The 23,453-nt window shown below is 57.4% G+C and carries 22 protein-coding genes; 7 read left to right on the forward strand and 15 right to left on the reverse strand.

The window, feature by feature from the left end; translation table 11 throughout:
* The first annotated feature begins 10 nt into the window (after positions 1-10).
* Positions 11-1,465: a glutamate synthase subunit beta gene (locus ACSQ3H_RS08045; RefSeq protein WP_436116563.1), complete on the forward strand. Its 1,455-nt coding sequence runs from the start codon at positions 11-13 to the stop codon at positions 1,463-1,465.
* A 153-nt stretch (positions 1,466-1,618) separates the two neighbouring features.
* Here ACSQ3H_RS08045 and ACSQ3H_RS08050 read toward each other — a convergent pair whose 3' ends face one another.
* Both ACSQ3H_RS08050 and ACSQ3H_RS08055 read right to left on the reverse strand, forming a co-directional pair.
* On the reverse strand, positions 1,619-2,866 hold the full coding sequence (locus ACSQ3H_RS08050; RefSeq protein WP_436116564.1) for an SGNH/GDSL hydrolase family protein: 1,248 nt from the start codon (positions 2,864-2,866) through the stop codon (positions 1,619-1,621).
* A gap of 112 nt (positions 2,867-2,978) precedes the next feature.
* Positions 2,979-4,205 carry a lytic murein transglycosylase gene (locus ACSQ3H_RS08055; RefSeq protein ID WP_436116565.1) on the reverse strand — a complete coding sequence of 409 codons (1,227 nt, stop codon included), beginning with the start codon at positions 4,203-4,205 and terminating at the stop codon, positions 2,979-2,981.
* A 220-nt stretch (positions 4,206-4,425) separates the two neighbouring features.
* On the opposite strand from ACSQ3H_RS08055, the gene galU reads away from it, so the two are divergent.
* From galU to ACSQ3H_RS08070, 3 genes are all read left to right on the forward strand, one after another.
* Positions 4,426-5,325, forward strand: a complete 900-nt coding sequence (galU, locus tag ACSQ3H_RS08060; RefSeq protein ID WP_436119383.1) for a UTP--glucose-1-phosphate uridylyltransferase GalU — start codon at positions 4,426-4,428, stop codon at positions 5,323-5,325.
* 66 nt (positions 5,326-5,391) lie between these two features.
* Positions 5,392-5,754: a CopG family ribbon-helix-helix protein gene (locus tag ACSQ3H_RS08065; RefSeq protein WP_436116566.1), complete on the forward strand. Its 363-nt coding sequence runs from the start codon at positions 5,392-5,394 to the stop codon at positions 5,752-5,754.
* On the forward strand, positions 5,754-6,113 hold the full coding sequence (locus ACSQ3H_RS08070; RefSeq protein ID WP_436116567.1) for a type II toxin-antitoxin system RelE/ParE family toxin: 360 nt from the start codon (positions 5,754-5,756) through the stop codon (positions 6,111-6,113). Before ACSQ3H_RS08065 ends, ACSQ3H_RS08070 begins: the two co-directional genes overlap by 1 nt.
* A 12-nt stretch (positions 6,114-6,125) precedes the next feature.
* Here the strand turns inward: ACSQ3H_RS08070 and ACSQ3H_RS08075 are convergent, their stop codons facing one another.
* Complete coding sequence (locus ACSQ3H_RS08075; RefSeq protein WP_436116568.1) at positions 6,126-7,883, reverse strand: outer membrane beta-barrel protein; 1,758 nt, start codon at positions 7,881-7,883, stop codon at positions 6,126-6,128.
* A gap of 281 nt (positions 7,884-8,164) precedes the next feature.
* Here ACSQ3H_RS08075 and ACSQ3H_RS08080 point away from each other — a divergent pair, with 281 nt between their 5' ends.
* On the forward strand, positions 8,165-9,160 hold the full coding sequence (locus ACSQ3H_RS08080; protein ID WP_436116569.1) for a KpsF/GutQ family sugar-phosphate isomerase: 996 nt from the start codon (positions 8,165-8,167) through the stop codon (positions 9,158-9,160).
* On the opposite strand, the gene ACSQ3H_RS08085 is transcribed toward ACSQ3H_RS08080, so the two are convergent.
* The 9 genes from ACSQ3H_RS08085 to ACSQ3H_RS08125 form a co-directional block, all read right to left on the reverse strand.
* Positions 9,157-9,354: a type II toxin-antitoxin system HicA family toxin gene (locus ACSQ3H_RS08085; protein WP_436116570.1), complete on the reverse strand. Its 198-nt coding sequence runs from the start codon at positions 9,352-9,354 to the stop codon at positions 9,157-9,159. The two genes, ACSQ3H_RS08080 and ACSQ3H_RS08085, sit on opposite strands and share 4 nt — an antisense overlap.
* The gene (locus ACSQ3H_RS08090; protein ID WP_436116571.1) at positions 9,355-9,588 is read right to left on the reverse strand and encodes a DUF1902 domain-containing protein; all 234 of its coding nucleotides are present in this window, start codon (positions 9,586-9,588) and stop codon (positions 9,355-9,357) included. It lies immediately after the preceding gene.
* A gap of 82 nt (positions 9,589-9,670) precedes the next feature.
* Complete coding sequence (locus ACSQ3H_RS08095; protein ID WP_436116572.1) at positions 9,671-10,129, reverse strand: NfeD family protein; 459 nt, start codon at positions 10,127-10,129, stop codon at positions 9,671-9,673.
* 16 nt (positions 10,130-10,145) lie between these two features.
* Positions 10,146-11,138, reverse strand: coding sequence for an SPFH domain-containing protein (locus ACSQ3H_RS08100; protein ID WP_436116573.1), 993 nt, complete (start codon positions 11,136-11,138; stop codon positions 10,146-10,148).
* 75 nt (positions 11,139-11,213) lie between these two features.
* The gene (locus ACSQ3H_RS08105) at positions 11,214-11,525 is read right to left on the reverse strand and encodes a HigA family addiction module antitoxin (protein ID WP_436116574.1); all 312 of its coding nucleotides are present in this window, start codon (positions 11,523-11,525) and stop codon (positions 11,214-11,216) included.
* A gap of 19 nt (positions 11,526-11,544) precedes the next feature.
* Complete coding sequence (locus ACSQ3H_RS08110; protein ID WP_436116575.1) at positions 11,545-11,826, reverse strand: type II toxin-antitoxin system RelE/ParE family toxin; 282 nt, start codon at positions 11,824-11,826, stop codon at positions 11,545-11,547.
* 74 nt (positions 11,827-11,900) lie between these two features.
* The gene (hemH, locus tag ACSQ3H_RS08115; protein WP_436116576.1) at positions 11,901-12,950 is read right to left on the reverse strand and encodes a ferrochelatase; all 1,050 of its coding nucleotides are present in this window, start codon (positions 12,948-12,950) and stop codon (positions 11,901-11,903) included.
* Positions 12,951-13,194: 244 nt separating this feature from the next.
* A complete protein-coding gene (locus ACSQ3H_RS08120) occupies positions 13,195-15,081 on the reverse strand; it encodes a 5'-nucleotidase C-terminal domain-containing protein (RefSeq protein ID WP_436116577.1) in 1,887 nt (628 codons plus the stop codon).
* A 248-nt stretch (positions 15,082-15,329) separates the two neighbouring features.
* Positions 15,330-15,719: a hypothetical protein gene (locus ACSQ3H_RS08125; RefSeq protein WP_436116578.1), complete on the reverse strand. Its 390-nt coding sequence runs from the start codon at positions 15,717-15,719 to the stop codon at positions 15,330-15,332.
* Positions 15,720-15,837: 118 nt separating this feature from the next.
* On the opposite strand from ACSQ3H_RS08125, the gene ACSQ3H_RS08130 reads away from it, so the two are divergent.
* A complete protein-coding gene (locus tag ACSQ3H_RS08130) occupies positions 15,838-16,350 on the forward strand; it encodes a GNAT family N-acetyltransferase (protein ID WP_436116579.1) in 513 nt (170 codons plus the stop codon).
* A gap of 49 nt (positions 16,351-16,399) precedes the next feature.
* Here ACSQ3H_RS08130 and ACSQ3H_RS08135 read toward each other — a convergent pair whose 3' ends face one another.
* From ACSQ3H_RS08135 to ACSQ3H_RS08145, 3 genes are all read right to left on the reverse strand, one after another.
* The gene (locus ACSQ3H_RS08135) at positions 16,400-17,845 is read right to left on the reverse strand and encodes a homospermidine synthase (RefSeq protein WP_436116580.1); all 1,446 of its coding nucleotides are present in this window, start codon (positions 17,843-17,845) and stop codon (positions 16,400-16,402) included.
* 151 nt (positions 17,846-17,996) lie between these two features.
* A complete protein-coding gene (locus ACSQ3H_RS08140; RefSeq protein ID WP_436116581.1) occupies positions 17,997-18,899 on the reverse strand; it encodes a heme-dependent oxidative N-demethylase family protein in 903 nt (300 codons plus the stop codon).
* A 263-nt stretch (positions 18,900-19,162) separates the two neighbouring features.
* Positions 19,163-21,037, reverse strand: coding sequence for a M3 family oligoendopeptidase (locus ACSQ3H_RS08145; RefSeq protein ID WP_436116582.1), 1,875 nt, complete (start codon positions 21,035-21,037; stop codon positions 19,163-19,165).
* Between the two features lie 394 nt (positions 21,038-21,431).
* Here ACSQ3H_RS08145 and ACSQ3H_RS08150 point away from each other — a divergent pair, with 394 nt between their 5' ends.
* Positions 21,432-23,342, forward strand: coding sequence for a DUF882 domain-containing protein (locus ACSQ3H_RS08150; RefSeq protein ID WP_436119384.1), 1,911 nt, complete (start codon positions 21,432-21,434; stop codon positions 23,340-23,342).
* The last annotated feature ends 111 nt before the right edge of the window (positions 23,343-23,453 follow it).

The raw sequence follows: 23,453 nt of genomic DNA on the forward strand, positions 1-23,453 counted from the left end.
GGAGCTATTTATGGGTAAGGTTACAGGTTTTCTCGAGATCGACCGGCAGGTCGGCAAGTATCAGCCGGCGTCGGATCGTATCCGGCACTTCAAGGAATTCACCATTCCCATGTCGGATAGCGAGGTCAAGAAGCAGGCGGCGCGCTGCATGGATTGCGGGATTCCGTTCTGCCACGGGCCGACGGGATGTCCGATCCACAATCAGATTCCGGACTGGAATGACCTCGTTTACAACGATAATTGGGACGAGGCGATCAGAAACCTGCATTCCACCAACAATTTCCCGGAATTTACCGGCCGGATTTGTCCGGCGCCTTGCGAGGAGGCCTGCACGCTGAACCTCGAAGACGTGCCGGTTTCGATCAAGACAGTGGAACAGGCGATCGCCGACAAGGCCTATGAAAAGGGCTTCATCATTCCGCAGCCGGCCGTTTCCAAGACCGGCAAGAACGTCGCGGTCATCGGTTCGGGGCCCGCAGGCCTCGCGGCGGCACAGCAACTTGGGCGTGCGGGGCATGAAGTCCATGTCTATGAACGCGAGAGTCGGCCGGGTGGTTTGCTTCGCTACGGAATTCCGGATTTCAAGATGGAAAAGCACTTCATCGACCGCCGGATCGCCCAGATGGAAGGCGAAGGCGTTACGTTCTTCTGCGGGGTTAATGTCGGAATAGACAAGCCAATTCAAGAGCTTATCGCCACCTATGACGCAGTGCTCTACTGCGGCGGAGCGGAAACACCGCGCCCAGCCGGTATTCCCGGTAGCGAATTCGAGGGCGTGCACGACGCCATGAAATATCTCGTCCAGCAGAACCGCCGCATCGGCCGCGAGAATATCGAATCCGTCGCCTGGCCGAGCGACCCGATCGTTGCCTCGGGAAAACACGTCGTGGTTGTCGGCGGTGGTGATACGGCATCCGATTGCGTCGGCACGGCGTTCCGTCAGGGTGCGGTGAAGGTCACCCAGCTCGACATCCGGCCGCAGCCTCCAGAGAAGGAAGACAAGCTCAGCGTCTGGCCTTATTGGGCGACCAAGATGCGTACATCTTCCTCGCAGGCCGAGGGCGCCGACCGTGAATTCCAGGTGGCGACGCTTGAATTCATTGGTGAAAACGGCACGCTGACCCATGTGAAGTGTTGCGAAGTCGATGAGATGCGCAAGCCGATCGCAGGCACCGAATTCTTCATCAAGGCTGACCTCGCCTTCATCGCCATCGGTTTTTCCGGACCGTTCGAGGATGGAATCGTCAAAGAACTCTCAGGCTCGCTCGACATGCGCGCTGATCGCCGTGGTAATCGTTCGGTTGCAGCGGATGACAATAATTACCGCACCAGCGTCGACAAGCTTTACACGGCTGGGGATGTGCGTCGTGGGCAATCACTGGTGGTCTGGGCGATCCGCGAGGGCCGTCAGGCAGCGCAATCCATCGACGCTGCACTGATGGGAGTTTCGGTGCTACCAAGGTAAACTTTCAACCCGGCACACTCAAAACTCTCGTGCCGGTTGAAATTCTTGTCCCGGATTCGATGATTCTTGCCCCATTTTCGGCCATTCACGTGCAGGAATCGGATGATCTCGTGCAAAAACCTTGCAGGAAACGACAGGCTCTGTCGAACTTGATCAGCGTACGGCGCCGGTGGTCGGAGTTGCATCCGGTTGCTTCGGCCAGGAAAAATCATTGACCCGTCCTGGCTGACTTTCGGGTGCTACTCCGTCGATGACCAACCGGTCACGCGCGGATTTTTCCGGCGCAGGCGCACCACGCGGCGTGGCGCCGAGGAGGTCGGTGCCACCATCGAGCTCGGGGTCGTTGAGACTGATCGGCGCGAGGCGGTCGACCCTCACCGGCGCTTGGGGCGTTTCGGGAAGTGCCTGCACCGGGGCACCCGGCTTGATTGCAGCAATATCGGGCGAGGTTGCATTGCCCAGCATCTGCCGCAAGGGCTTCTCCACATAGAAGGCGAGCTTGCGTTTGCCAGCCGGGGTGAGGCCGATACCGTCATTGTTGCGCAGCCGCGCCGTCTGACCGGACATGTCAAAACCCGACAGGGTAAAACTGCCGCTCTGATCGACAAACCCATCCCAGATATCGACAAATGCGCCGCCGGCTTTCTCCGCCGCATTGCGATAGAGCTCGTTGAAAGCCAGCACGTCGTTGGTCATGCTCTTGGTCTTGAAGGAGGGCTGACCGACCCACACGACCGGACGGCCGGTTTTCTTGACGGCTTCCAGAAATGCGCCGATCCGCGCCTGATATTCCTTGTCCCACCCATCGCTCAGCAATGTCTGGCCGTCGGCAAATTGCTGACGATCATTGGCTCCGGCCATGATGACGACGATTGCGGGTTTTTCCATTTCGATCACACCGCCGATCGTTGCCGGCCAATCGCGGTGATCATCGCGAACAAAGCCCGACGAACCATCGCTTTTATCAACGACACGAACTCCAGGTGCATCGATGAACGCTTCATCGAGACCCTCGGCAAGGCCTTTCGCCATGAAGTCGCCGACAACAAGCACAGTCTTGGCATCGGGCAATTTCTCCGGAATGGCAGGTTCCTTGACCACAGCGCCGGGCGCGGGATTTATGGAAGCGTCGGGTGCGACGGTGCGCGGACGTGCGCGCTTGATCGGCCGGTTCCGGCTTGGCTGCCGAACCCGCCTTCCGTTGCCATCTTCAATGAGCCGGTCCGTATCTTCGCGATAGATCTGGCGCGGCCCGAACAACATATCAAGGATCGTGCGTGCGGAGGCGGTTTCGGTGAAGACGAGGGTGGCGGCAAGGGCGAGAGCCAATGAAAGCAACAGGGGTGGGAAAGTGGTGCGTGGTTCGACAGGCTCACCATGAGGGGGATTGGTGGACTGCATCGATAATCGCCAACCTTGCAATTTCTTCACTCCCTGCAATCAACCCAGCTCCCTCATGGTGAGCCTGTCGAACCACCACCGCCGTTCTGCAGGTCGACCAGAGACGCTTGCTCTACTTCTTCCGTATCACCGTCAGCACTTCCATGCTTGGGTGACCATCGGGATCCAATCCCATCTGCTTCTGGAATGCCTGGATGGCATTCCGCGAGCTGTCACCGATCTTACCGTCGACCTTTCCGTCATAATAGCCGAGTTCGCGCAAATGATTTTGCAATTCTTCGCGCTCCTTCATTGTAATCGGCGTGAAAGGACGATTCCAGTCCTGCCGAAGGCCCGAAGAACCGCCGATCTGATCGGCCAGAAGGCCAACGCCAAGCGCGTATTTATCGGCGTTGTTGTAGGCTTTGAGGACGTAAAAATTCCGTGTCATCAGGAAGGACGGACCATCGCGGCCGTCCGGCACTTTCAAGGTTGCCTTCTCGCTGCCACTTGGGAAAGCCTTGCCATTGGCGCGGGTAAGGCCGAGTTTTTGCCATTCGGCTATCGTGTGAGAACCGGCGGGAAATTTGCGCCCGGCGGGTAGCACGACTTCATAGCCCCAAGTGCGGCCAGTCTGCCAACCATTCTTGCTCAGGAGATTGGCTGCAGTTGCGAGCGCGTCAGGCACAGAATTCCAGATGTCGCGTTTGCCATTGCCGTCCATGTCGACCGCATAGGCCAGATAGCTTGTCGGAATGAACTGGGTGTGGCCGAGCGCGCCGGCCCACGAGCCGGTCAGATGGCTGCGATCGATATCGCCTTTCTGCAGGATTTTCATCGCCGCGATCAGTTGCGTGCGGGCATATTTGGCGCGGCGCGGATCGGCATAGGCGAGGGTGGCGAGCGAGCGCACGGCGTCGCGCATCACATCGTCGCGCTTCATGATCTCGCCAAAATTGGTTTCCATCGACCAGATGGCAAGCAGGATATTGCGATCGACGCCGAAGGATTTTTCAATGGCGCCGAGCCAGCGGCTATATTTGCGCGCCATTTCGCGGCCGGTTGCGACCGATTGCTCATTGACGCGATTATCGAGATAGTCCCAGACAGGCGCGGTGAATTCCGGCTGGAACTGGGCTTTCTGCAGGACTTCCGGATCGATCTCGGTCACACCGGCAAAGGCACGGCTGTAGGTCGAGGCCGAAACGCCGCTGTTCAAGGCGGTGCTGCGGAAATCTGCGATCCAGCTCTGGAATTTTGCATCGGCAGCCGCGTTGTTGGTTGTAACGGCGAAAGCAAGGCCCGCTGCCGCGGCAAGAATCAAGGTACGCTTGGAAAAAGCTGCTAAACTCCCGATCATGTCTTCTCCTCGTTTCCAGAATTTTTGGTCAAAGGATAAATTACGCACGTCAAAGTTAGGAATTGGTTTACCATGCATGGGCAAACGGACTGACAATCGGCTACATTAACACCGGCAACGATTATTTATTTTACAGTCGTGTGCATTTTGGGTCTTTGAGACAAAAAAGTCTATCGAGGAAATTCCCGCACTATCAATCGTAATCAGTAACGAGGTAATGATGTCCGAACCCAAGAAGATACGTAAGGCCGTCTTTCCAGTTGCGGGGTTTGGAACCCGTGTTCTTCCCGCGACAAAGTCCATTCCGAAAGAGATGCTGACGGTCGTCGACAAGCCAGTCATCCAGTATGTGGTGGATGAGGCACGCGAAGCCGGTATCGAACATTTCATCTTCGTCACCGGCCGCAACAAGGCGGTCATCGAGGATTATTTCGATGCTCAGTACGAGCTCTATGCCACCCTGTCGGAACGCGGAAAGACAAGCCTGCTTGATGAGTTGCAGAGCATTCAGCCCGGGCCGGGAACAACAAGCTTCACCCGGCAGCAGGTGCCGATGGGCCTTGGCCATGCGGTCTGGTGCGCGCGCGATATCGTCGGCGACGAACCGTTTGCGCTGCTTTTGCCTGATATGATCATGCAGCCGGAAGGCAAAGGCTGCCTTGCCGACATGGTCGAACTCTATAATCAATCGGGTGGCAATGTGATTGCCGTGCAGGAATGCGACCCGGCCGAGACGCACAAATACGGCATTGTCGGTCAGGGCAAACCTATCGGCAACGGTTTCGAACTGACGGAAATGGTCGAAAAGCCCGCCAAAGGCACAGCTCCCTCCAATCTCTATATCAATGGCCGCTATATCCTGCAGCCGGAGATTTTCGGCATCCTCGAAAATCAGGAACGCGGCGCCGGCAATGAAATCCAGCTGACCGACGCGATGCTGAAACTGACCAAAGAGCAGGATTTCTTCGGCTACCATTTCAAGGGCCGGACCTATGATACCGGTTCCAAGGAAGGTTTTGTCGAAGCCAATGTGGCGTTTGCGCTGTGGCGCAATGACATCCGCAATGGTGTCATCGACAATATCGGCAATATGCTGAAGACGATCCAGCCTAGGGGTTGAGCGAAATCGCTGTTTTGAGGCTATGCCATTCGCCTGTGCCATCTCTCTCCCTCACACGGGAGAGAGATGAACTCAGCAACTTTAGTCTGGGTTGAATGCCGAATTGCGTTGGGATACATTGTCTTACGTTACTTTACGGAAGGACAGGCGATGTTGACCCACGACAAAACTCAAGTTTCTCTTCGTGTCCCAAATGAAATGTTGCAAGAGTTTGAATTGGTTGCCCGGGCTCTAGACCGGGATCGCACGTGGCTTATGCTGCGTGCATTTCGTCAATACCTCGACGCTGAAGGTGCTGAAATCATTCAAGAAGCTGAAGGACTCGAGTCACTGGATCGTGGCGAGGGTGTTGATTTCGATGAAGTTCTCGGCAAGGCTGACGCGATAATCTCATCGGCAAGGAAAAGAGAAATTCGAAGGCTTGGCTGATGAAGCCGGTCAGCATCAAGCTTTCGCCCAAAGCCGAGCGATGGTTTCTGGAAGAAATCGCATATGTCGCAGAACATAGCCCGTCGGCAGCGGCAAAGATTACTGAAAAAATGCGTGACCTACAAAAGAGACTTGCGGACTTTCCTGACTTAGGTGTCCGCGGCGCGATATCTGGAACGCGGCGTGTTGTGATGAAACCGTATGTCCTGACAACTAGATTCAAGGATAAGGTGCTGGAGATCGCGGCAATACGCCATTCGAGACAAGGCGATGCCTATGCTCCAACGGAATTGGCAGACGAAATGGATCTGGATCACGAGGGAAATGGGGATATAAGTGACCCAAGGGCCAAGATTTAGGGAATGCAATCCCTACCGCTGCAGCGTTACGCCCATGAAAATGCTGGTTTCATTGGTCTGGCGTGTTTCGACCTCGCTGCGCGTGAATTCATGGCGGGCGCTGATATCAAACCCGAAGAAACGATTGAACCAGTAGGTCGCGCCGATTTCTGCGCCAAAACCTTTGTCCCACCCGGACCCGTCCTTGTTATCACGCAGCGATGCGATCAGCGTTGCCTTGAGATCGAGATTGGCGCGGGCCTGCCGCTTGATGCCGACCGTGCCTTCATAGAAGATCGAGCCGCTATCGCCGGGCGCCGTGGCACCTTCGACGCGGGTGAGGAGGCCGATATCCACATCGGTTCCGCGCTGCGGTGACCATTTCATGGCGCCGTCGACGCTGAGGCCGTCTACAGGGACAAGGCGGTCGTCGTCTATGCCCTGATGCAGATAGCCGAGCGCGAATTCCCCCACCAGCTTTTCGGCGAAATCGACCTCGACGCCGCCGCGCAGGCCGGTGCGAACACCGGAACGTTGGAAGCCATTCGAATCTTCCTTCTCGTCATACATCAACTTGCCGATCCCCACTTCGGCGAAGGGTTTGATGGCCGGGGACATTTCGAAACCGCCACGCAGCGCGATGCTGGCAAAGGTGTTGTTGCGATCCTTCTGGCTGACAACGGAGCCATCGGAGAATTCCGCATTGCCGTAGGTGGTGCGATCGACATTGCCTTTGGCATCGGCGAAGAATTTTCCGAATTCCTTGCGCACGCCGAGGCTGCCATCGAGCTCCTGCACGGCGGGCCGGTTCGAGGTTCCGATGATGGTTGTCGGTGCGCTCGGATCTTCCTGGCGGTAGAGGTAGCCTGCTTCGCCCTTCACGGTGGTGCGTTCGCCAAGGTCGAGCTGTATGCCACTGCGCAAACCGATATTGGGCGCGGAATATTCCTCGCCCGAAATTGTCTTGTCGTAGGTGCCATCGAAATCGAGCCAGGCGGAATGGCGCGCCCAATCCGTGGTGGCGCGGGCGCGTAGACGCGTCTCCGACAGAAGCGCGGCGCTGCCGTCCGAGCTGCCATCGGCATTGGTGGTCGCGCGAAGGCCCGTGCTGATGGACGGTCGCAGCGTTACGAGACCAGCCCTGATGCCGAGCGGCGCGAAGGGTTCGGGATCAGGCCGGATGATACGTTTTTCGAGAGCCGGTTCCGGCAGATTGTCGCGATCAGTGCGGACGGCTGGCGGGTTAGCCTCCCTGTTCTGCTCGATAGGCCCATTGTCGAACGTATCCGCACGTTCTTCCTCCAACAGCGATCTCTCGCCCGGACGCAGACGCAGCGGCCGCGCAGCAGGGACAGGCGCAGTTTCGCCGCCGGGCAGGGCAGCGGAGTCGGGGTTCATGCCACCGCTGTTGTCGGCAGGACCGGACGGCGGCGAACCATCGTCCAGCGGTACGCCGAGCAGGCCGAGATTGCCATTGTCATCGTCAGGCGGCAATGCGCCCGGACTGACCGGCTCGTAACGTCTCGACGGAATGCCGCTATCTGTTGGCGGAGCAGGGGCATTCGGTGGATTGCCGGTCTGCGCGGTGCTGGAATTATTGTTGTTTTGCGCCTGCAGCACGTTATCCTGTAGGGCTCCACGCAGCGGCGTTGCTTGTTGGGCATAGGCTCTGAGGTTGACGGCAAACACGGTGCTGCTGAGCAACGCCGTCATCAGACAGACGTTGACTGCAGTCCTGAAGCTGCCGCCAGGCGGCGGCGCTTCAAAGCGTGGTTGAGAAATGTGCTTCAATAGGTTTGCCAACGGGTTCTACGAGGCCGCTTGATAATTCCACTCTCATGGACATCTGGTACGACTTTCTTTGCTTCCGGTGCTCATGGACCCAAAAGTCCATTCCGCGCCGGTTCTCGAAAGTCACCCCACCTGCCTCATCAGATTGGCTTCTCAATCGGCCTCGAACGTTAACGATGGTAAAGAGCCATGGTTAATGACTGGCTAACTGGTTCGCCTGTAAGGTGCTGCGACGAACAAAAATTGGACAGCGGACGAGCAAAGCGCTAACGGTTGCGGCCATGCAGGCAATAAACGACACCGAACTGGACAAAACCGCAGCGGTCGATTCCGCCAAGCGGACAATTTCAACCGAGACGGACGGGCTGGCTGCGCTGAGCAGCGCGCTGGAAGGTCCCTTGGCCGAGGCTTTTTGCAAGGCGATCGAAATGATCGCCGGGGTACGCGGACGGATTATCGTCACTGGCGTCGGCAAGAGCGGCCATATCGGCTCGAAAATAGCCGCGACCTTCGCCTCCACCGGTACGCCGGCGTTCTTCGTGCACCCCTCCGAGGCCAATCATGGCGACCTCGGCATGATCGCCGTCGATGACGCCATCCTCGCCATTTCCTGGTCGGGCGATACGGCAGAACTCAAGGGCATCGTCAGCTATTCGCGGCGCTTCCGCATTCCGCTGATCGCAGTGACGGCGGGCGAGAATTCCGCGCTGGCAACGGCCGCCGATATAGTGCTCCTGATGCCGCGGGTGACCGAAGCCTGTCCGCACGGTCTTGCACCGACGACCTCGACGCTGATGCAACTGGCGATGGGTGACGCGGTGGCCGTTGCGTTACTTGAGGCGCGCGGGTTCACAGCGGGCGATTTCAAGACATTCCATCCGGGTGGATCGCTCGGGGCAAGTCTCACACATGTGCGCGAGATCATGCATCGCGGCGACCAACTTCCGCTTGTGCCGCTCGGAATGCCTGTTCCCGACGCAATGAAGGTTCTGTCGCAGAAGCGCTTCGGCTGCGTCGCTGTGCTGAATCCCGAGGGCACGCTGGCCGGTATCATCACCGACGGCGACCTGTCGCGCAATCTGCACCGCAACCTGGTGGGGATGACCGTCGAGGAGATCATGACGCGAGAACCGAAGACCGTGCCGCCGACCATGCTGGCAAGCGCGGCGCTGGCGCTGCTCAACGATCACAATATCGGCGCACTGATCGTGACCGAAAAGAATGTCCCGATCGGGATCGTGCATTTCCATGATTTGCTCAGGATAGGCGCTGCCTAGAATGCCTTCGGCAGACCAGCTTGTCGGAGAATAGAATTGGCAGTGTGACGGCTTGGTATGTGAACGGGTACCGCAATGTTTTGCTTTGTAATCGGACTGTGGCAGACCTCATGACTACCTTTGCCTTGGCGGACCAAAAAACAACCATCTTTCATAAGTAGCTTGCGCAAGCTGCGGTCAAAAGCCGGAGCCATTCAGGCTGCTTGATCTATTTCGCGTAAAGCAACGATTTGTAAGAATACGGACGATAGCGGGATGTCAGGATGATTGTCTGGCATGATATCGACTGTAATGGATGAGATTTTCTCCAACAGTTCGTCAAGCGTGGACGCGTCGACTGCGACAGGAATGTCATCGCAATGCCCAGACCAAACGGAGGCCTCGGCGTCCCATACCGTCGTGATTGTAAAAATCACAGGTTTCTGCATGGCTTGTTTTCCCGATTGTTGAGCAAACCATATCACAGGGGTGATCGGTACAGCAAACAAGACAATGGGCTAATGCGAGAGCCTAAGCCGCCTCCACCACCAGTGTCCCACGATCGATACCGGTGATGCGCACGCGTGTACCGGCGGCAAGGTCCGGCCCGGTCACGCGCCAAAGACTGTCGCCGACGCGGGCGCGGCCGCGACCGTTGACCGTCGCCTCTTCGAGCGTCACCACCTGTCCGATCAGCTGTTCGCCGCGCCGGTTGAGCAGCGGTTCGTCCGATTCGACATCCGTTGCGCCGATCAGCCTGCGGCCGATGAAGACCGCGATGACGGAGAGGACCAGGAACAGAATGACCTGCACTTCCCAGTTCACCCATGAAGCCTCGCCAAACAAGATCGCCAGCGCGCCGACGATGAGCGCGGCGACACCGAACCACAGGAAGAATATTCCCGGCGCCGCGACCTCGAGAATCATCAGGATCAGGCCGAGGACCACCCAGTTCCACGGTCCAAGTTCAGCGAAGAGACGTTCCAGCATGTTAGAGGCCCCGAGCTTACGAATTCGATCCGGTGCCTGGAACGGTGCGGCTCCGTGCTGGCGGCGTTGACGGGGTGGTTGGGCCCGTCGCAGCACCATCGCCAAAAACTTCGCGGGCGATAGCGCCGATACCGCCGAGCGAGCCGATGAGCGATGAGGCCTCCATCGGCATCAGAATGACCTTCTGGTTGGGACTGGTGGCAAACTTGCCGAAGGCCTCGGTGTATTTAAGCGCGACGAAATAATTCAGCGCCTGCACATTGCCGGCACTGATCGCAACGGAAACCAGCTCTGTCGCCTTGGCCTCGGCCTGCGCCAGACGTTCACGCCCTTCCGCTTCGCGGAAAGCTGCCTCGCGTCTGCCTTCGGCTTCGAGGATCTGCGACTGCTTGAGACCTTCGGCGCGCAGGATCTGCGCCGCCCTCGTGCCTTCCGCTTCCAGAACGACGGCGCGTTTGTCGCGCTCCGCCTTCATCTGGCGGCCCATGCTATCGAGCAGATCCTGCGGGGGGTTGATGTCCTTGATCTCAACGCGGGTCATCTTGATACCCCAGGAATGCGCCGCCTCATCAACGACCCGCAGCAGGCGGTCATTGATCGTATCGCGGTTCGACAGGAGTTCGTCGAGAACCATGGAGCCCATGACGGTACGGATATTGGTCATGGTCAGGTTGAGAATGGCGTTCTGCAGCCCGCTGACCTGGTAGGCAGCCTGCGGCGCATTGAGGATCTGGTAGAAGGCTATGCCATCGACGGCGATGTTGGCGTTGTCCTTGGTGATGACTTCCTGCGTCGGAACGTTCAGCACCTGTTCCATCATGTTCAACTTGGCGCCGATGCGATCGAAGAAGGGCACGATGAGATTGAGGCCCGGCGCAAGCGTGCGGGTATATTTGCCGAAGCGCTCGATCGTGTAGTTGTAGCCCTGCGGCACGGTCTTGACACCCGCAAACAGAACCACAAGCACAAGAACGACGAGTACTGGTATCGTGAAGTCAAAACCGCTCATTTATAGCCTCCCCTGGCTGACCGCATCGGCAGCGTCAACGATGTGTACATGGAATCTTATGCTGGTACTGCACGATTAGGCTGCGGACTTGTGCGGAGCAATCACCTCGATGTCCTGTTCGAGCCGTTCCTTCGCCATATCGAGATCATATTTCATCTGGAGGTTCATCCATAACTCCGCCGATGTTCCAAAATAACGTGCAAGCCGCAACGCGGTTTCCGGTGTGATAGCACGTTTACCGTGTACAATTTCGTTGATACGCGGGCGCGTCACACCGATAGCCTTGGCTAGCGCATAGACAGAAAGGTGCATGGGAATCAAAAAGTCCTCGCGCAGAATCTCGCCTGGATGGGGAAGCGCAAGGTCATACTGCTTTTTCACGGTCATATCGCATTCCTTCCCTTCGTCAGTGGTAATCGACAAGCTCGACACCATGCGCGTCTTTATCTTTCCATATGAAGCAAATCCGGAACTGGTCGTTCACCCGGATTGAATGCTGCCCCCGCCGGTTTCCCTTCAAGGCTTCAAGCCGGTTAGCGGGCGGTATTCGCAAATCTTCGAGACTCTGCGCTGCGTCGAGATAACGAAGCTTGCGCAATGCGACTTTGGCAATGTCAGCTGGAACGCCCTTGATCAGACGCCGCTCCCAGATCGATTGTGTTTTCGCATCTCGAAAATCTTTGATCACAATTCGAACGTACCGCATCGCAGTACGCATTGCAATCAATCTGTACCGCCTATCGATACGCTAGGGAGTCTTTGCTAGGCCCAGCCCTGCAATTCGCGCCGGACCAGTTGCTCGATGACGTTCATGCCCTCCTCGCTGTCGTTGAGGCAGGGGATATGGGTGAAGTTGACGCCGCCATTGTGCCGGAAGATTTCGGCGCCTCCAACGGCGATCTCCTCCAGCGTTTCCAGACAATCCGATACGAACCCCGGATTGAACACCGCGACCGATTTCACGCCGTCTTTCGCGAGTTTCTCCAGCGTCTTGTCCGCATAGGGTTGCATCCACTCTTCCGGGCCGAAACGCGACTGGAAACAGGTGATCAGCTTGTCCTCGCTCCAGCCCAGCCGTTCAAGCAGGAGCCGTGTGGTTTTCCAGCAATGGCACGGATAGGGATCGCCGCGCTTGAAATAACTCTGCGGTATGCCGTGATAGGAGGCGATGAGCAGTTCCGGCTCGAAATCGAGCGTGGCGTAATGCTTTTCGATCGAGGTGGCGAGCGCATCGATATAGACGGCTTCGTCCTGATATGAGGGTACGGTGCGTGTTGCCGGCATGAAGCGCATCTTGATCAACGCCTCGAAGAACTTGTCGTTCACGGTCGCTGTCGTCGTTGCCGAATATTGCGGGTAGAGCGGGAACATGAGGATGCGTTTGCAACCCTGCTTGTCCAGGCGCTCCAGCGCCTGTTCGATCGAAGGCTGGCCATAGCGCATGCCCCAATCGACCACGATCTCGGGATGCGAGGCCAGCGCTGCGCCGAGCTTTTCAGCCTGCGAACGGGTGTAGGTGCGCAAGGGGGATTCGTTGCGCTCGCGGTTCCAGATCTTGTCATAGAGCGCGCCGGATTTCTTCGGGCGGGTGTTGAGGACAATGCCATGGAGCACCGGCAGCCAGATGGCACGCGGCCATTCGATGACGCGTTTGTCCGAGAGAAATTCCTTGAGATAGCGCCGCATCGATGTCTTGTCGGTGCCGTCCGGCGTGCCGAGATTAACGAGAAGCACGCCGATCTTCGATGTTTCGATGCGCGGATGGTCTTCCGGCTTTCTCACTGCTGACAGATCACCTCCCGAAATTGCCATATGAACACTCCACTTCTGCGCGTGGAACCTAGTGGGCACGAGCGTGAATGCAAGAGTGCTAAAGGCCGCATGTTGAGTGGGTCAGTCAACGATTTAGGTTTCGCTGGCAAAGATCCTCGTGCGTGGTTCGACAGGCTCACCATGAGGGATGTTGGTTGATTGCGGGCTCGTGGTCTTGGGTCCTTGCAACGCTCCCACCTCCCTCATGGTGAGCCTGTCGAACCACGCACAACCGCATTGCACTCTAAATCGCCGGAACCTTCATCTCTGCGCCGATTGGCAGCTTCATCACCTTCATGCCCGGATTGGCTTCGGCGAGTTTTTTCCACTCGATGCCTTTGCCATAGACCTCTTCCGCAATGTCCCAGAAATTGTCACCGCGCTTGATCGTATAAGTGTCCGGATGATGGTTTGGTGCGGGTGCTGCAGTTGTTGTCTCCGAAGCAGGCTTTGATGCCTCAGTTGCCTTTGGCGCTTCGGGTGCTGCAGTGGTTTGCGCGGATCCGGCAACAGCAGCGGTGATGCGCCCGTCCGTATAGGGCTTGTACGGTGTATGCTTGGCCAGATAATCGGCGAGAACCAGCTCAAGCCCCGGACCGTAATCATAAGCATTCACAGCGTTCGTAGAGAAAATCTTGTAGCCGTCACCGCCGGCACGCATGTAATTGTTTGAGACCACACCATAGGTTGCCTCGACATCAATCGGCCGCCAGCTTTCGCCCTGCATCACCTGGACATCGGATATGCGGCTGCCCACCGGTTTCGAGACATCGAAGGCATATTTCAGTCCCGCGACTTGCGGGAAACGCCCGGCCCCCTGATCGATCTGGCTCACACCATTTTCCAGCGCCGCGACGACATCGGAACCACGCAGCTGGAATGTCGCCAGCGTGTTCTGGAACGGCAGCACCGTCAGCACTTCGCCCATGGTGACGTCGCCCGCATCGATGGAAGCGCGCAAGCCGCCGCCATTGATGATGGCGATGGTGACGCCCTGGCCTTTGACGCGGTCGAGCATGGCATCGGCCACAAGATCGCCCATGCTGCATTCCTTGAAGCGGCAGACTTCACGCGCTGCCTCGATCACGCCGGCGGATTCTCCGACTTTGCGCGCCTTCAACTCTTCGAGGGGCTTGGCCAGTTCCTTGACGCGGGCAACAAAGGCCGGGTCCGGCGTGACGGAGGAATCGAGGAGGATCGGCGCGCCCTCGCTCTTCGTCACATTGCCTTCATCGTCAAAGGTGACCTTCAGTTCGCCGAGATATTTCGAATAGGACTTCGCCTGGACGATCGGCACATCCCGGCCGGAGGGATTCTTGACCAGCGTCGGGTAAGGTCCTAGCGCTTCCGGATCGGTGTTGGACAGCAGTGTGTGGCTGTGGCCGCCGACAATCACATCGATGCCGTCGACCTTGGCGGCGATTTCCTTATCCTTCAGATAGCCGTCATGGTTGAGGGCGATGATCTTGTTGACGCCCTCTGCCTTCAGCGCGTCGACCTGTTTCTTCAGTGTCTCGACCTCATCGGCAAATTTCACCGTGGGACCAGGGCTCGATATTTCCGCCGTATCGGTAGTCAGGGCGGAGATGATGCCAATCTTCTGGCCGCCGATTTCCTTGATGATATAGGGCTTGTACTTTCCGGCGATGGGCGAATCCGGCGCGGCTTCTGTATTGCTGGAAATCACCGGCACTTTGATCTTGTCGAGGAATTTGGCCAGCGTGACCGGCGTGTCGTCGAACTCGTGATTGCCGAACGCCATGACATCGAAGCCGATGCCGTTCATAAATTCGGCCGTGTCGTCGCCCTTGTAGGTCGTATAGAACAGCGAGCCCTGGAACTCGTCTCCGGCATCGAGCACGATGACATTGCCGCCGTCCTTCGAGAGCGCGGCGCGGCGCTCATCGATCTTGGCCTTGACGCGGGCAATGCCGCCGAAACACTCTTTTTTGGTCTCTTCTTCGGCGGAGCAGGTGGAATCATATTTGTTGATCGGCTCGATGCGCGAATGCTGATCGTTGATGTGCAGTATATTCAGCGTGTAATCCGCCATCGCCGCGCCGGCCGTCATGCCAAGGGCTGAGGTTGCAATCAGGAGATTCGGCAAAATTCGGGCGAGGATTCTGGACATGATCTGCTCCGCATGTTCATTCGATCAGGGGAAACTCTAGTATCTTCATCCTATTTTTCGTGCGTCAAGAAGATATGACAAGCACAGAACTGGCCGCATCAGAAACCGGCTTTTCTGATCCAAAAACGTCAGGCCGTATTCCAGGACATGAATAATTTGGCGAAGATGCCAATTTGAAACGCGAGAACGAACCCCATCGTCCACTTGATCGGCATCAATTCGGATTTGAGCGACGGAAAAAGCACGACTTAACCCACTTGCGGGGAGCGGCGTGTCAGGGAGAACTGTTGGCCCGATGACGACGTGCAGTTCAACTGACCGGCGCTGACGAGGGCACAATTGACCTTGGACTGGGTGCCGCGGGCAAGCGAGCGAAGATTGATCTCGATCAGATTGGCAGAGGCAAAGCGATAATTGCCCTCGGCCAGTTTTTCCTTGGTGTCATTGGCGCGCGTTTCGAATACGCCGCCGTTGAAATTGGAGAAGGCGACGCCGGACGTGTCGAACCATTGACCCTGCACCGCATCAGTGGGGCGGGTGACCTGATTTGGGCCGCCCTCCTGGACGCCGCCGCTCATGCAGCCGGAAAGGGTCAGGGCCAGTGTGGCTGTGCCGATGGCAACCGAAAAGCGTTTCATCCAGACAATCTCCCAATGGATCTCGCTCTCTCAATGCCGCGAAAATCAAGCAAAAACAAGACATAAGTTTAATTGTAAATTCGAAGTACAGGGTGTTTGCTCTACCGGCTAATGTCTGTTGGAACGGCTGGTGCGCCGGTCAGTGTGGGAATGTAGAGGGAAGTCTATGCTTGTGCGGGCTGCAACAGCGTCTGACGCGGAACAGGCATGCATCGTGCTGCGACGTTCGATCTCGGAGCTATGTATCGCCGATCATGAAGGAGATCAGTCGACGCTCGATCAGTGGCTCGCCAACAAAACGGTCGGGAATGTTCGGGCGTGGATTGAATCGCCCGAGCAGAAAGTGGTTGTTGCCGAAATTGCGGGCGAAATTCTCGGAGTAGGATCTGCATCTGACAAGGGGGAAATTCTGCTGAACTATGTTTCACCCGATGCCCGGTTTCAGGGTGTCAGTCTGGAGATGATGCGGTATCTCGAGACCTATGTGTGTGCACAGGGAAACAAAAAGAGCTTCCTGTCGAGCACCCAAACAGCTCATCGGTTTTATCTGGCGCACGGATATGAGGATAGTGGAGATCCGGAACTATGGGCCGGGATGAGCGCTCAACCGATGGTGAAATGGCTGAAATGAAAACGGCAGCCCGGAGGCTGCCGTTTTTAACCCGTTAGGGTATTAGAACTTACCGCACCAGGATGTTGCGGAACTGCCAGGGATCCTCAAGATCGAGGTTTTCCTTGAAGAGACCGGGGCGATTTGCCAGCGGCGTCCAGTCCGTATAATGGCCCATAAGCGGGCCAAGATAGGGCGTCTGCACATCGAGGCAGCGGCGGAAATCCATCTCGTCGGTTTCGACGATACCAGCGTCGGGATTTTCGAGTGCCCAGACCATGCCGGCCATGACCGCGGACGAGACCTGCAGGCCGGTCGCGTTCTGATAGGGAGCAAGCTTGCGGGCTTCCTCGATCGTCAGCTGCGAACCGTACCAATAAGCGTTCTTGTCGTGGCCGTAGAGCAGAACGCCGAGTTCATCGGCGCCGTCGACGATCTCCGATTCTTCGAGCACGTGCATCTCGGTCTGTGGCGTACCTGCTGCGCCGAACATCTCGTCGAGTGACAGCGTTGCAACATTAGAGGGGTGATAGGCGTAGTGGCACGTCGGCCGGTAGGCGGCCTTGCCCTTCTTGTCGAAAACCGTGAAGAAATCGGCGATCGAGATTGCCTCGTTATGCGTGACCAGCAGGCCGAACTGTGCGCCTTCCGTCGGGCACCATGTACGGATGCGGGTGTCGGCGCCAGGCTGTTCCAGGAAGATCGCGGCCTTGTTGCCCTTTGTCTGCTTGCGGGCGTTCTTCGGCATCCACTTTTCATGGGTGCCCCAGCCGAGCTCGGCCGGTTGCAGGCCCTCGGAGATAAAACCTTCGACCGACCATGTGTTCCAGAAGACGCCGAAGGGCTTTGGCTCAGTGGCGCGCTGTGTATCGCGCTCTGCAATATGAATACCCTTGACCCCGGTCTTCTTCATCAGGCGGGCCCAGCCGTCGCGATCGGTGCGCGAGGGTTCGTCATGTTCGATGTCGAGATCGTGCGCGAGATCGAGCACAGCCTGTTTGACGAACCACGAAACCATGCCGGGATTGGCGCCACAGCAGGAAACCGCAGTCGGACCACCAGGATATTTTTTCTTTTCGGCTAGCAAGGTCTGACGCAAAGCGTAATTGGTGCGGTCGGCGTTGTCGATGTCGCTGGCGTAGTAAAAGCCGGTCCAGGGCTCGATGACCGTATCGATATAGAGCGCGCCGAGCTTGCGGCACAGATGCATGATATCGACGGACGATGTATCGACGGAAAGATTGACGCAAAAGCCCTGTCCGCCACCTTCGGTCAAAAGCGGCTTGAGCAGCGTCTTGTAATTTTCTCGTGTGACAGCTTCCTGAATGAAGCGGATGCCGCGCTCATCGAGCAGTTTCTTGTTGGCATCACTTGGATCGATAACGATCAGGCGGGATTTATCGTATTTGAAGTGGCGTTCGATGAGGGGCAGGGTACCCCGTCCGATGGACCCGAAACCGATCATCACGATCGGACCGGTAATTTCTCCATGTACAGGCCATTCAGCCTTCGCCATTTTTTTGTTGCTCCTAATTTTGATCTCCATCAATGAGGACGGCCGCTATAGATCGGCTTCAAAGAAACCATAGAGCATAGTGATCGCAAAGAGCAAACAACCCGTTGCGCTTTTATGATGAAATTTGAGTCTACTGTTAATTAAAACGCGGCTATAGGCGTTTCAGCGCGTCGATAAGCCGGTCGCGGATTGTCATAATACCTTTATAATGCAATTGCGCAGGATTGAGCGCTTCGAGCTGGCGGGCAAAAGCTTCCACTACGGCGCGGCATTCGGGGTGTTTCTTCAGAGCATTTATAGGATCGAGATAAATGCGGATGGTAAAAAGAACATCGCCGGAGACGGGTAATTTGCGTAAGGTCTGGCGCTCGACGCGAACATAACTCTGGGCTGCGATATCATCGTCGGTATAGCGCGCGCCTTTCTGGTGGCTTGCAAGCGGGTGGTAAAGATTGCCGTCCGGTTGCAGCGACCAGTTCATACGCTGGACAGAGCGGTCTGGCCGCAGATTGTCGAACATGCGGCTGATCAGCCCGGCATTGCGGGTGCCTGCGCCGAAATCCGGCACGGGTGCGTGGATATCGTCCATGGAGCGGCCGAACTTTTCCAAAAGGGTCCACGATGAGGGAAAGGACAGCGAGGCGGCGGCGAGATGCCAGCCGCGCTCACCGTCCTTGCGCATCAAAACGAGGTCTTCCTGAACGAGGCTGGCGGCTCGATGCAGGCAGGACGTGTCCGTGTCGCCGAGCGATACGGATTTGTCCAATCCCGTAATGGTGATGTTTTCGCCGTCGCGCGAGTAGAGAGTGGGATACTGCTCCACCAGATGGGTGCTGAGCAGTTCCAGTACCTCTTTTTGTGCGTCGTGTGTGCCCGGTTCCTCGACCAGGATCCTGTCGCCATAGAGTGCAAAAAGCCGCTGCTTTTCGGCGAGATAGGCGAGAAGATTGCCGTCGATCTCGATCCAGTTCTTCAGGTCAAGCTGCTGCAACCCTATGGTGAAGGGTTGCACCGAGCCATCGTAGGGCGTGTATGCGGGGGCAGGGGTGGTCATTATGCGGCGTCCATCGCCCCCAGATTTTCTTGCAGAATTAAGGCCGCAGCATCGCCCGCGCTTACCCTCCCACCACGTGGGGAGGGTCGAACCGCAGGTTCGGGGTGGGTGGTGGTTAAGACTTTCAGCATCGTGACCGTTCTCAGTGAACAAGAGTTTCTTTGCAAGCCCCCCACCCCGCCGCTTCGCGGCGACCCTCCCCACGTTGGGGGAGGGTAAGGAAGTGGCATGATTCACGCATCGACGGAGATAGCCTCCAAGTGTTAGACAGGGCCATCGGCGTCCATCGCCTCCAGCTCGTCAATGATACCTTCGATGACCGACAGGCCCTTTTGCCAGAAGGCCGGGTCCGTCGCATCGAGGCCGAAGGGCGCGAGCAATTCGGAATGATGCTTGGTGCCGCCCGCTTTGAGCATATCGAAATATTTCTGCTGAAAGCCCGCTTCGGCGTTCTGGTAGACTGCATAGAGCGAATTCACCAGGCAATCGCCAAAGGCATAGGCGTAGACATAAAAAGGCGAGTGGATGAAGTGCGGGATATAGGTCCAGAAGGTCTCGTAGCCGGGACCGAAATGCACGGCCGGTCCGAGGCTTTCCTTCTGCACATCCAGCCAGATCTCGCCGATGCGGTCGGAGGTCAGTTCGCCATTGTTGCGCTCGGTATGAACCCGGCGCTCAAATTGGTAGAACGCGATCTGCCGTACGACGGTGTTGATCATGTCTTCGGCCTTCTGCGCCAGCATGGCCTTGCGCTCGCGCTTGTCGCGGGTCTTTTCCAGCAATGAGCGGAAGGTCAGCATTTCGCCGAAGACGGACGCGGTCTCGGCGAGGGTCAGCGGCGTCGAAGCCATGAGCGCGCCTTGATCGCCGGCAAGCACCTGGTGCACACCGTGACCGAGTTCGTGCGCAAGCGTCATCACATCACGCGGCTTGCCCATATAGTTGAGCAGCACATAGGGATGCACTGAGGGAACCGTCGGATGAGCGAAGGCGCCGGGTGACTTGCCGGGGCGCGTTGGTGCATCGATCCAGTTCTTGTCGAAGAAAGCCCTCGCGATATCGGCCATTTCCGGTGCAAAGCCATTATAGGCGGAAAGCACGGTTTCACGCGCATCGGTCCACGAGATGATCGCCTGCGGGGTTTCCGGCAGGGGGGCGTTGCGATCCCAGTTGTTCAGATAGTCGAGGCCGAGCCATTTGGCCTTGAGTGCGTAATAGCGATGCGACAGGCGCGGATAGGCGGCCTGCACGGCTTCGGAAAGCGCGTCCACCACCTCGCGCTCGACGCGATTGGCGAGGTGGCGGCTATCGGCGATGTCCTCAAAGCCGCGCCAGCGATCGGAGATTTCCTTGTCCTTCGCCAGCGTGTTGGTGATGAGGGTGAAAATGCGCAAGTTTTCCTTGAAGGTCTTGGCGAGTGCTTCGAATCCGGCTTTGCGCAGGGACGCATCGGCGTCCTGCAAAAGATTCAAGGTCGGTTCGAGCGGCAGTTCCTCGCCGTTCACCTCGAAGCGCAGCGCGGTCATGGTCTCGTCGAACAGGCGGTTCCAGGCGCCGCGCCCGGTGATTGATTTTTCGTGAAACAGTTGCTCGATCTTGTCGTCGAGCTGGTAAGGCTTGTCCTTGCGCAGGTCGACCAGCCATGGGCGGTAGTGAGCGATGGCCGGATTATCGTCCATCGCCTTTTCGATCACGGCGTCATCGATCCGGTTGAGTTCGAGGCTATAGAAGATCAGATGCGTGCTGGCATCGGTCATTTTCTGCTGGATATCGCCGTAAAGCTTGGCGCGCTTCGGATCGGAAGTATCGCCGGCGTAGACCAAGCCGGCGAAGGAGACGATTTTGCCGATCAGTTCCTCCAGTACTTCGAATTCCTGGATGGATTGCGCGAAGTTGCCGCCGCTTGGCTCGGCGGCCTCTGTAGCGAGATTGCCCTTCCAGCGCTTCTCGAATTCGACGGCGAGTTCATCGGCCTTTTTGAGATCGGCCTTGAGTTCGCTGCTTTCAGTCGACGGGTAGAGATCGGCGAGGTTCCATTCGGGCAGCATGCCCAGCGCAGCCTGATCGCTTTTCACGGCAGCGGCGCCGCCCGATTTGGAGGAAACCTTGAGCGCCGTATCTAGGGCGTATTTTTTCATTTCTGAGGTCATTTTGGCACCATAATATTGAAGCTTCGAGGGCGAATCAGGAGCCCTGGATAAAGGAGCTAAACCTTAAGAGTGGGTTGGCAATTTGGCTAATACCGTCTTGCTTATCGCACATTGAAGCAACTTTTAGACTTTTGAGGGGTGGATTCATTTGTTAAAAAGCCTTAATCGTGCTGTTAACAACCCGTTGACCATGTCAGGAAGCACTGGATTCGATATGCGTTTTTGCCATGCTCTCAACGTAATTGTTCTTCAATAAAGCGACCATTAACCATTAAATCGGATAATCCAGCTATTCGGGGGTTGGAAAAGACGGTCAAGGTTGGGGACGAAATTGTCAAACATGAATCATGCACAGAACGGCAGATCGACGGCGTTTTCTATAATGCGCGCCGGCTGGTTTGTGTTCCTCATGGTCTTTGCGTCGATGTTGTTTGCATCCGCGCAGGCTTCCGCTGAGACGAGGACTCTCAGGCTCTATTTCATCCACACCAAAGAACGTGCCGAGATCACATTCAAGAAAAATGGTCGTTACCAGCAGGATGGTCTGAACAAGCTCAACAAATTCCTGCGCGATTGGCGCCGCAACGAACCGACGAAGATGGACCCCCGCCTCTTCGATCTGGTCTGGCAGATTTATCAAAACGTCGGCGGCAGGGACTACATCAATGTGGTGTCTGCCTATCGCTCTCCTGCCACGAATTCCATGCTGCGTTCCCGTTCACGCGGTGTAGCGAAAACCAGCCAGCATATGCTGGGCAAGGCGATGGACTGGTATCTGCCGGGCGTGAAGCTTGCGACGCTTCGCGTTACAGCCATGAAATTCCAGGCCGGCGGCGTTGGCTTCTACCCGACCTCCGGCTCGCCTTTCGTCCATACCGATGTTGGCAATGTCCGCCACTGGCCGCGCATGAGCCGCAGGGAACTGCTGGCCGTATTCCCCGATGGCAAGACGATGCACATTCCATCCGACGGCAAGCCATTACCCGGCTACGAGCAGGCAGTCGCTGCCTATGAAGCCCGCAAGCGCAGCGGCAGCTCGGTTCAGGTTGCAAGCGCTTCGTCGAGTTCCGGCCGTAGTGGCAAGACCCTCTTTGGCATTCTCTTTGGTGGCGGCGGTGCCGACGAGGAAGAGGATACCGGTGAGAGTGCAGTTGCTGTCGCTTCTGCTTCCAAGCCCTCGAAGACGCTTTCGACCAAGCCAGCCTCGATAGCCGAGGAAGCCGACGGAGGTGAGGCCGCTCCCGCCGCAACAGCCCCTGCTGTCGCAACACGCGCCCAGCAGCAACCGCAGGAGATCGCTCCTGACCTGCCGGTGCGCGATGCGCCCGCGCCTTTGACGGCGCCGCGCCCCGATGCGCCGCTTGCGACATCGCCGGAGGACAACCAGGCCTTGGCCTTTGCGGTTCCCGTGCCGCTGCGCCGTCCCGATTATTCGCCGACGCCGGCGCCGGAAGACCCATCAACGCTCAATGCGCTTGCCGAGGATAAGTCGACTGTCATCGCCGCCCTGCCGATGCCACGACCGCAGCCGCAGGACAGCGCCAGCGCTATCCGCGAGATGATTGCAGCCAATCCCAACGATGCGAGTGCCGATTCGGCGCAGCCAGAAATGGCCAATGCACTGGTGCCGGTTCCCTTCGACAAGCCGCGCAATGGGCCGAAGCACAGTGACATGATGGTTGCGTCCCTCGTGCCGGACCAGCGTCCCATTGCTGAAACCGTTGAGGCTATGGCGGCGGCCGAAGATGTCATCCCGGTTCCGGATGATGATCTGCAGGCGATTATCATGCAGGCCGATAGCGAACATGGAAATGTTGTTTCCGCTTCGCAGCCCACACCCGAGATGCCGACATTGCCGGGAACGACGGGTGGACGTGTAAAATCTGCGCGGCAGAATATGCAAATGGCATCGATAGAAACACAGCCATCACTGCGCCGGACGATGCTCGATGCTCAGGGCTCCGGTGATCCGGTTGCCGTGCTCAACAATGGCGTGATCACCACGGCCAAGGGTGCCAAACCGCGCAAGCAGGCTGCACAGGAACAAGCTCCGAAAGCGATCCAGGTTTCCTCGGATGTTCCGGATCGTGCGCTCTCGACCGAGCAGGTTGCCGACACGGCGCCGACAGTGACACCGGCAGTCCTGCGCAATGCAGAAATGCGCACTGCCCCGACGACGGTCTATACTGCCGGGTTCCAGCAGACCCTGCCCGTCGCCAACGCCAACAAGTTCACAGGCAAGGCGGTTACATTCCTGCAGATCGCCAAGTTCAATCCGACCCACGGATCGTAAGAACTCAAACAGAAACAAAACCGGCGGCTCTGATGAAGAGCCGCCGGTTTTGTTTGAACGCTGGTTTTATCTCCCCCTCGCGGGGGAGAAAGGATTTTCTCGGGTTTAGCC

The organism is Phyllobacterium sp. LjRoot231, from assembly GCF_964253365.1.
Lineage (GTDB): Bacteria > Pseudomonadota > Alphaproteobacteria > Rhizobiales > Rhizobiaceae > Phyllobacterium.